An 8,692-nucleotide genomic window follows, 5' to 3' on the forward strand; every position below is an offset into this window, starting at 1 on the left:
CCTTACTGGGGCGGGTTGCCGTGCTTGCGCGAGGGCAGGTCGGCGTGCTTGGCGCGGAGCATGGCCAGCGAGCGGATGAGGATCCGGCGGGTCTCGCCGGGGTCGATGACGTCGTCGACCAGGCCGCGTTCGGCGGCGTAGTAGGGGTGCATCAGCTCCGCCTTGTACTCCTTGATCTTCTGCCGGCGTACCGCGTCGGGGTCGTGGGAGGCGGCGATCTCGCGGCGGAAGATGACGTTGGCGGCGCCTTCGGCGCCCATGACGGCGATCTCGTTGCTGGGCCAGGCCAGGGCGAGGTCGGCGCCGATGGAGCGGGAGTCCATGACGATGTAGGCGCCGCCGTAGGCCTTGCGCAGGACCAGGGAGATCCGCGGGACGGTGGCGTTGCAGTAGGCGTAGAGGAGTTTCGCGCCGCGGCGGATGATGCCGTTGTGTTCCTGGTCGACGCCGGGCAGGAAGCCGGGGACGTCGACGAGGGTGACCAGGGGGATGTTGAAGGCGTCGCAGAACTGTACGAAGCGGGCGGCCTTTTCGCTGGACTCGATGTCCAGGACGCCGGCGTAGGAGGCGGGCTGGTTGGCGACGATGCCCACGACGTGGCCGTCGAGGCGGGCGAGGGCGCAGACGATGTTGGTGGCCCAGGCGGGGTGGATCTCGAAGTGCTCGCTGTCGTCGACGATCTCCTCGATGACGGCGCGGATGTCGTAGCTGCGGCCGGGATCGTCGGGGACGAGGTCCAAGAGGGCGTCGGTGCGCCGGTGGGGGGTGTCCTCGGGGGCGGTGGCGGGGGGCAGTTCGCGGTTGTTGGAGGGCAGGAGGGTGAGCAGGAAGCGCACGTCCTGCAGGCAGGACTCCTCGTCGTCGTAGGCGAAGTGGGAGACCCCGGAGGTGGCGGAGTGCACGTCGGCGCCGCCCAGGCCGTTCTGGGTGATTTCCTCGCCGGTGACGGCGCGGACGACGTCGGGGCCGGTGATGAACATCTGGGAGGTCTCGCGGACCATGAAGACGAAGTCGGTCAGGGCGGGGCTGTAGGCGGCGCCGCCGGCGCAGGGGCCGAGCATGACGGAGATCTGCGGGATGACGCCGGAGGCCCTGGTGTTGCGCTGGAAGATGCCGCCGTAACCGGCGAGGGCGGAGACGCCTTCCTGGATGCGGGCGCCGGCGCCGTCGTTGAGGGAGACCAGCGGGGCACCGGCCGCGATGGCCATGTCCATGATCTTGTGGATCTTGGTGGCGTGGGCCTCGCCCAGCGCGCCGCCGAAGATACGGAAGTCGTGGGCGTAGACGAAGACGGTACGGCCGTGGACCGTGCCCCACCCGGTGATCACACCGTCGGTGTAGGGCTTCTTGTTCTCCAGGCCGAAACCGGTGGCGCGGTGGCGGCGCAGGGTTTCGACTTCGGTGAAGGAGTCTTCGTCCAGCAGGAGGGCGATCCGCTCGCGGGCGGTGAGTTTGCCCTTGGCGTGCTGGCGTTCGGTGGCGGCCGCGTCGGGGCCCTGGTGGGCCTCGTCGCGGATGAGGCCGAGTTCTTCGACGCGTTCGTGCAGGGTCCACTCGCGGTGGTCCGCGGCGGGCGCGGGCGCGGGGGCCGTGGTCGTCGTCTTGCCGGCAACGGGCATGGGTGTCTCGCTTTCGCTCGAAGGGGTCGCGTGCGGGTGGGTGCCGGCCTGTGGTGGGTGCCGGTGCCGCGCCGGTTCGCGGGCCGGTTCGCAGGCTGGGTGGTGGCTCGGGGTGGGTCAGCGGGTGGGCAGGGGCCGGCCGGGGGTGGCGAGGTCCACGGTGGCGCCGGGCAGCAGGGCGGGGGCGCCCAGCAGGCGGACGGTGGCCGTGGTGGGTGCGGGGCCGGTGAGGGCGACGGCGGCGTGGTGGCGGGGGCCGGCGGGGACGTCGGCGATGGTCCAGCCGGTGGGGCGGCGGGCGGGGTCGGCGCCGAGGTAGTCGGCGGCGGGGCTGCGGCTCAGGCCGGTGCCGATGCCTTTTAGGAAGGCTTCCTTGCGGGTCCACAACTGGCCGAACGCCGCCGGGCGCGCTTCCTCGGGGGTCTGCTGGAGTTCGGCGCGCTCCTTGGGGTGCAGGGCGGGGGTGCACACCTCGACGGTCGCGGCTCTGGGCAGGCGTTCGACGTCGGCGCCGACGGTGCGGGCGGCCACGGCGATGAGGACCATGCCGTGGCTGTGGGAGAGGGAGAAGTGCAGGGGCGGGCCGTCCGCGGCGACGGCGGGGCGGCCGTGGGTGGCGCCGCAGCCGGGGCAGGGTTCGCGCACGAAGGCGACCTGGGCCGGGGGCTGGTGGAGGTAGGCGCCCAGCAGGCGGCGCAGGGCGATGTGGGCGGTGGCGTAGGTGGCGCCGTCGGAGGGGCGGATGAAGGAGGCGGTGCGGGTGCGTTCGGCCTCGTCGAGCTCGGTGAGGTCCAGGCGGCTGTGGGTGGCGTCGGGCCGGGGGGTGGCCACCAGCCACAGGTGCAGCTGGTCCTCGCCGATCGCGGGGCGGGTGAGGGTGGCGGCTCTCATGCGAGGGGCGCTGCCGCGGGGTGTGCGCGGTGCTTGTGGGGGCTGTCCTGGCTGCCGAGCTGGCCGGCCAGGCAGTCGATGAGCTCGGCGGCGCTGTTGGCGCGCAGCAGGCTCTGGAGGTTGACGTCGACGCCCAGGGCGGCCTCCATGCGGGCCTGGAGTTCGAGGCCGTTGATGGAGCCGACGCCCAGGCTGTTCATGGGCCGGCCGGTGGTGTCGATGGTGTGGGGGGCCATCCCCAGGACGCGGCCCAGTTCCTGGCGGACGTAGGTGTCGATCAGGCGGGTGCGCTCGGCGGGTGTGGCGTGTGCGAGGTGGTTCACGTCCGGTGCCTGGACCTGGGCGGGGCCGGCACCGGTGGCGGGGCCGAAGCCGGCGTCGAAGTCGAAGTCGAAGTCGGGGTCGTAGCCGTGGTCGTGGTCGTGGTCGTGGTCGGGGGCGAAGGTGTCCCAGTCGACGGTGTACTGGTCGGTGCTCATGTCTCTCCGGGCGGGCGGAAGGGGGGCCGGGGGCCGTGCCCGGCGAAGGGGCAGGGGTGTGGCCGGTGCCCTGCCCCCCCAGGGGGTCGGGCTGGGGGTTCAGGGGCCGGCCCGGCTCTCGGTGCGAGCGGTACGTGCGGTGTTGCCCTGCGCGCGGTGCAAGCCCTGCGCGCGGTGGGTGCGGCAGGTGCTCGGGGGTGCTCCCCCGGGCCGGCGCCCGGTCAGTGGGCGGTGGGGGTGCGGTCTCTGAGGCCGGTGAGGGCGGTCAGGAGGCCGGTGAGGCCGACGGTGGTGACCAGCCAGAGGGCGGGGCGGTAGGCGGTCATGGTGTCGGCGGGGGTGGCGCCGGGTGCGGGCTGGTGGGCGGTGACCAGGGCGGAGGTGGCGGCGAGCATGAGGGCGGCGCCGAGCTGGACGGCGCTTTGGTAGACGCCGCCGGCCTCGCCGCGCTGGTGGGGCGGGAAGGCGGAGACGGCCTGGGTGTTCAGGGCGGCGAAGGAGGCGACGAAGCCGGCACCGACCAGGAGCATGGTGGGGGCGATGTCGGTGAGGTAGTGGGGGTGGGCGGGCAGCCGCAGGTAGAGGGCGTAACCGGCGAGTGGGGCGAGGGCTCCGGCGGCGATCAGGCGGGGGGCGCCGAAGCGGCGTACCAGGCGTCCGGAGGCCAGGGCGGTGATGGCCAGGGGCAGGCTGGCGGGGAGGACGGCCAGGGCGGTGCGCAGGGGGGTGTAGCCGAGTTGTTGCTGGGTCTGGTAGGTGACGATGAACAGCAGGCCCAGGTAGGAGCCGTTGAGGGCGGCGGCGCCGAGCGCGGAGCGGGCCATGGTGGGGTGGGTGAGGATCGCGGGGCGGATCAGGGGGGCGCTGGTGGTGCGTTCGGTGAGGGCGAAGGCGGCCAGCAGGGCGGTGGTGAGGGCCAGGGGGATCAGGGTGCGCGGGTGGGTGAGGCCGTGGTGGGGCAGTTGGGTCAGGGCGTGGATGAGGGCGGTGAGGGCGGCCAGGAGGGTGGCGGCGCCGGTGAGGTCGTAGTGGCGCCGGCCCTTGCCCGAGACGGGGGCGGGGGTGGGGGTGTCGGCGGGTATCAGGCGCAGGCAGAAGGGGAAGAGCAGCAGGACCGCAGGGGCGGGGAAGAGGAAGGTCAGGCGCCAGCTGAGGGTGGTCAGGGCGCCGGAGAGCAGGAGGCCGGCGGTGAAGCCGCTGGCGCCGGCGAGGGTGTAGACGGAGAAGGCGCGGTCGCGTTCGCGTCCTTCGGGGCAGGTGGTGGAGAGGATGGCCAGGCCCGTGGGTGCGGTCAGGGCGGCGCAGAATCCCTTGACCAGGCGGGTGGCGATCAGCAGGCCTGGTTCGGTGGCCAGGGCGGAGGCCAGGGAGGCGGCGGCGAAGGCGAGCAGGGCCAGCAGGTACATGCGGCGGCGGCCCAGGTGGGTGACGACGCGGTTGCCGAAGAGCATCAGGGCGCCGAAGCCGGCGGCGAAGCCGCTCATCGTCCATTGGACGGTGGTGGCGGCCAGGTTCAGGTCCTCGCCGATGGAGGGCAGGGCGACGACGGCCACGGACACTTCGAGGGCGTCGATGAGCATGTTGCCGGAGAGGACCAGCAGCAGGCCCCACATGCGGGGGTCGAGGCTGGTGGTGGCCGGTGCGGCGGGGGGCGGGGTGGGGGTGGGTTTCATGGTCCTTTTCCGGGGCTGGGGGCGCCCCGAAAAATGGGGGCGGGGCGGGCCGGCCCGCGCAACGGGGCTGGTTGCGGGGCCGGTTCCGCCCGGGGTCGCGGTCCCGGCCGGGGGGCCGGGTAAGGGGGGTCAGCCCAGGAGGGTGCCGCCGGTGGCGTCGAGGAAGGCGCCGGTGATCCAGCGGGCGTCCTCGCTGGCGAGGAAGGCGACGACGTCGGCGACGTCGGCGGGCTCGCCGACGCGGTTGAAGGCGGACAGGGCCGCCATCTGCTCGACGGCCTCGGGGATGCCGAAGGCGGGGTTGTTGTTGCGGGTGATGCCGGGGGCGACGCTGTTGATGGTGATGTTGCGCGGTCCCAGGAGCTTGGCGAAGTGCAGGGCGAGCTGTTCGACGGCGCCCTTGGTCATCGCGTAGGCGATCTCCTCGGGGTTGGCGACGCGGGTCAGGCCGGAGGAGATGTTGATGATGCGGCCGCCGTCGGGGATGTTCTTCAGGGCGCGCTGGATGAGGAAGAACGGTGCCTTGGCGTTGACGGCGACCAGGCGGTCGAACTGCTCGGGGGTGGTGTCCTTGGCCGCGACGCCGCCCATGACGCCGGCGTTGTTGACCAGGATGTGCAGGTCGGTGGTGCCGGTGCGCTCCTTGAGGCCCTTCTCCAGGGCGACGAACAGGGCGTGGGCGTCGCCGGGGACGCCGAGTTCGGCCTGGATGGCGAAGGCGCGGCCGCCGTCGTTCTCGATGGTGGCGACGGTCTGGGCGGCGGCGTCGGCGCCGGTGGTGTAGTGGACGGCGACCAAGGCGCCTTCGGCTGCCAGGCGCAGGGCGGTGGCGCGGCCCATGCCGCGGCTGGAGCCGGTGACGAGCGCGGTCTTGCCGTTGAGCCTGCCCATGGGGGTACTCCCGTTCGTGGTGGGGGCCGTCGCCGAGGTGGCGGTGGCGGGGGGTGCGGTGGTGGGGGCCGCCACGGGTGCCGGGGCGGTGTCCGTCGAGGGCGGGGGGGTGCCGAACCAGCGGGTGAGCGCGGTGCTCAGGCCGGCGGTGTCGGTGGTGTCCTGGCCGCCGGCCCAGGCGATGTGGCCGTCGGGGCGTACGAGCAGGGCCCCGGCGGGTGCCGGGCCGCTGGTGGTGGCGGTGACGGTGCGTACCAGGGGGGCCCAGGGTGCGGCGGTTGCGGCCAGGGACGGGTCGGTGCGGCCGGTGAGGTCGATCAGGAGGCCGCCGCCGGTGCGCAGCAGGGCGGTGGAGGTCACCGTGGTGCCGTCTGCGGTGGCCAGGGTGAAGTGGGGCAGGCGCAGGCCCAGCAGGGGGTGGTCGCCCACGCCGTCGCCGGTGTCGTAGCGGATGTCCAGGCCGGAGATCATGCCGGCGAGGTGGGTGCGGGCCCGGGGGTGGTCCAGGAGTTCGGTCATCACCTGGCGGGCGGCGTCCACTTCGCCGCCGCCGAGCAGGAACAGTGCCTGGGCGCGGATGTTGGCCAGGGTGCGGGCGCCGGTGGCGTGGCGTTCACGGTGGTAGCTGTCCAGGACGCCGTCCGGGCCGCGGCCGGCGACCTGGGCGGCGAGTTTCCAGCCGAGGTTGAGCGCGTCCTGCAGGCCGAGGTTGAGGGCCTGGCCGCCGATGGGCATCTGCCGGTGGGCGGCGTCGCCGGCGAGGAAGAGCCGGTAGTCGCGGTAGGTGGTGGCCTGGGCGCAGGCGTCGGTGAAGGCGTTGGCCCACAGCGGGGTGCCGCCGGTGATGTCCTCGCCGGTCACCCGCTGCCAGGCGGCGGCGATGTCGGTGAAGGGGACGTCGCCGGTGCGCGGGGCGGTGGTGGCACCGCTCTCGCAGACCATGACGCGGGTGGTGCCGTCGGGGCGGCGGGCGGCGATGGCCAGTCCGCCGGGCAGGCGCTCGAAGCGGCGGTCGGCGATGGTGATGCCCGCGACGTCGGCGCGCAGCAGTTCGCGGGTGGCGGCGGCGCCGGGGAAGGGGAAGTTCCCCAGGCGCCGCACGGTGCTCTCCTCGCCGTCGCAGCCCACCACGCACTTGGCCCGCCAGGTGTGGGGGCCGTCGGGGCCGGTGGTGGTGACCTCGGCGTGGTCGTCGGTGACGGTCAGCTCGCGTACCCGGTGGCCGCGCAGGATGCGCGCGCCCAGCTGGTGTGCCCACTGGGCCAGGAGTTCCTCGATACGGGCCTGGGGGACCTTCCACTGGCCCGGGTAGGGGCCCTCCAGGGTCAGGTCCAGGGGGATGCCGCCGAAGTGGCCGGTGCTCTGGCCGGGGACGGTGCCCAGTTTCTCCAGCAGGCCGCGGCTGTCGAGGATTTCCATGGTGCGGGCGTGCAGGGTGGTGGCCCGTGATTCGGTGGTGGGCTCTTGGCGCTGTTCCAGGACGGTCACCTCGGCGCCGGCCAGGCGCAGTTCGCCGGCGAGCATCAGCCCGACGGGGCCGGCGCCGACCACGATCACCTGGGTTTCGCTCACGTGCGCAGCCATGGGTCAGCGCTGGTTCTCGGCGTGGGCCTTGGCGTGGTTCAAGGTGGCGGTGCTGTTGGTGGACAGCGCGCTGTGCACGTAGGCGCGGGCCTGCTCGATTCCGGCGTCGGGGCCGAGGATGTCGGTGATGTTGGCGGTGTTGAGGGTGACGGTGTGCTGGGAGGAGGCCGCGACGCCGGTGCCGTTCTCGGTGAAGGTCCAGTAGCCGGTGTGCAGGGTCATCAGGGCCGGCAGGGTGACCTGCTTGTAGGCGATCTTGCTGCTGGGGAAGCAGACGCGGTGGGACTTGGTGGTATGGGTCGAGCCGTCCTTGGCGCGGGTGTCCATCTCCAGGGTCTGCAGGCCCGGCGTGTGCTCCTGAAGGCGCACGGTGGCCACGTGCGGGAGGCGCTCGGGCCACAGGGCGGCTTCGTTGATGAAGTCGTAGACGTCCTTGGCCGAGCCGTTGATCTGGACGGTGTCCTCGAAGGAGAAGGTGACGTCCTGGGCGGCGTGGGCGAGTTCGACGTTGGTCTTCAGGGCGGCGAGCTCGGAGCGGGAGTTGCGGTCGACGGCCTCGTCGATCCAGGCCATCGACTCCGGGGCCTGGTCCACGGCCCGGTAGTCGTGCAGCAGGCGCACCCGGCTGGAGGCTTCGTCGAGGGGCTCGATGATCCAGGTGCCGCCCATGGCGGCGACCGGCGGGGTGGAGACCTCCTGACGGAAGGTGATCTTCAGCGCCTGGGGGTCGAGGGTGCGGTGGGAGGTCCAGTTCTTGGCCTCGCCGTTGGCGGTGGCCCAGATGCGGATGCGCTCGGTGTTCGCGCCCTGTTCGAGGTGGTCGACGTAGATGGTGGGCGGGAAGATCCGCGGCCAGTTGGTGACGTCGGCGATCAGGGCGTAGACGGCGGTGGCGGGGGCCGAGACGGTGATCTCGTGCTCCACCTCGCGCAGGGAGGACTGCGGCATGTCGGGTGACTCCTTGAGAAGTGGTGGGGAAGAGGAGGGGTGGGGCGGGGCGGGCGCGCGGGGAGAAAAGGGGGGTTAGAAGTTGCCCAGGCCGCCGCAGACGTTCAGGGCCTGGGCGGTGATGGAGGCGGCGGTGTCGGAGGCGAGGTAGCCGACCAGGCCCGCGACCTCTTGGGGGGTGGAGTAGCGGCCGAGGGGGATCTTGGACTGGAACTTGTCGAGGATCGCGGCCTCGGAGGTGTCGTAGGCGGCGGCATAGCCCTGGCGCACGCGCTGGGCCATGGGCGTCTCGACGTAGCCGGGGCAGACGGCGTTGACGGTGATGCCGGTGGGGGCGAGCTCGTTGCCCAGGGCCTTGGTGAAGCCGACGACGCCGTGCTTGGAGGCGGAGTACGGGGCGCCCAGGACGACGCCCTGCTTGCCGGCGGTGGAGGCGATGTTGATGATGCGGCCGCGGTCCTTGTGGCGCAGGCCGCCGGTGGTCAGCACCTCGCGGGTGAGGCGGAAGACGCTGTTGAGGTTGGTGTCGATGACGTCGTTCCACAGCTCGTCGTCGAGGTCGGCGGTGACGCCGCCGCCGGAGCGGCCGGCGTTGTTGACCAGGACG

7 protein-coding genes are annotated in these 8,692 nt (G+C 72.9%); all 7 read right to left on the bottom strand.

What is annotated here, in order from left to right; all coding sequences use genetic code 11:
* Positions 1-2 precede the first annotated feature (2 nt).
* Complete coding sequence (locus tag J7E86_RS22525; RefSeq protein ID WP_215083554.1) at positions 3-1,619, bottom strand: acyl-CoA carboxylase subunit beta; 1,617 nt, start codon at positions 1,617-1,619, stop codon at positions 3-5.
* Positions 1,620-1,736: 117 nt separating this feature from the next.
* Entirely contained in the window at positions 1,737-2,510 is a 774-nt protein-coding gene (locus tag J7E86_RS31670) for a 4'-phosphopantetheinyl transferase superfamily protein (RefSeq protein ID WP_215083555.1), read from the bottom strand.
* Positions 2,507-2,989, bottom strand: coding sequence for an acyl carrier protein (locus J7E86_RS22535; protein WP_215083556.1), 483 nt, complete (start codon positions 2,987-2,989; stop codon positions 2,507-2,509). The genes J7E86_RS31670 and J7E86_RS22535 overlap by 4 nt, the downstream gene beginning before the upstream one ends.
* Before the next feature lie 221 nt (positions 2,990-3,210).
* A complete protein-coding gene (locus J7E86_RS22540) occupies positions 3,211-4,662 on the bottom strand; it encodes an MFS transporter (RefSeq protein WP_215083557.1) in 1,452 nt (483 codons plus the stop codon).
* Between the two features lie 129 nt (positions 4,663-4,791).
* Complete coding sequence (locus tag J7E86_RS22545) at positions 4,792-7,137, bottom strand: SDR family oxidoreductase (protein WP_215083558.1); 2,346 nt, start codon at positions 7,135-7,137, stop codon at positions 4,792-4,794.
* Between the two features lie 3 nt (positions 7,138-7,140).
* On the bottom strand, positions 7,141-8,085 hold the full coding sequence (locus tag J7E86_RS22550; protein WP_215083559.1) for an aromatase/cyclase: 945 nt from the start codon (positions 8,083-8,085) through the stop codon (positions 7,141-7,143).
* Between the two features lie 75 nt (positions 8,086-8,160).
* On the bottom strand, positions 8,161-8,692 hold a 532-nt coding region (locus J7E86_RS22555), incomplete at its 5' end, for an SDR family oxidoreductase (RefSeq protein WP_215083560.1).

This window comes from Streptomyces sp. ISL-11 (assembly GCF_018614525.1).
GTDB lineage: Bacteria > Actinomycetota > Actinomycetes > Streptomycetales > Streptomycetaceae > Streptomyces.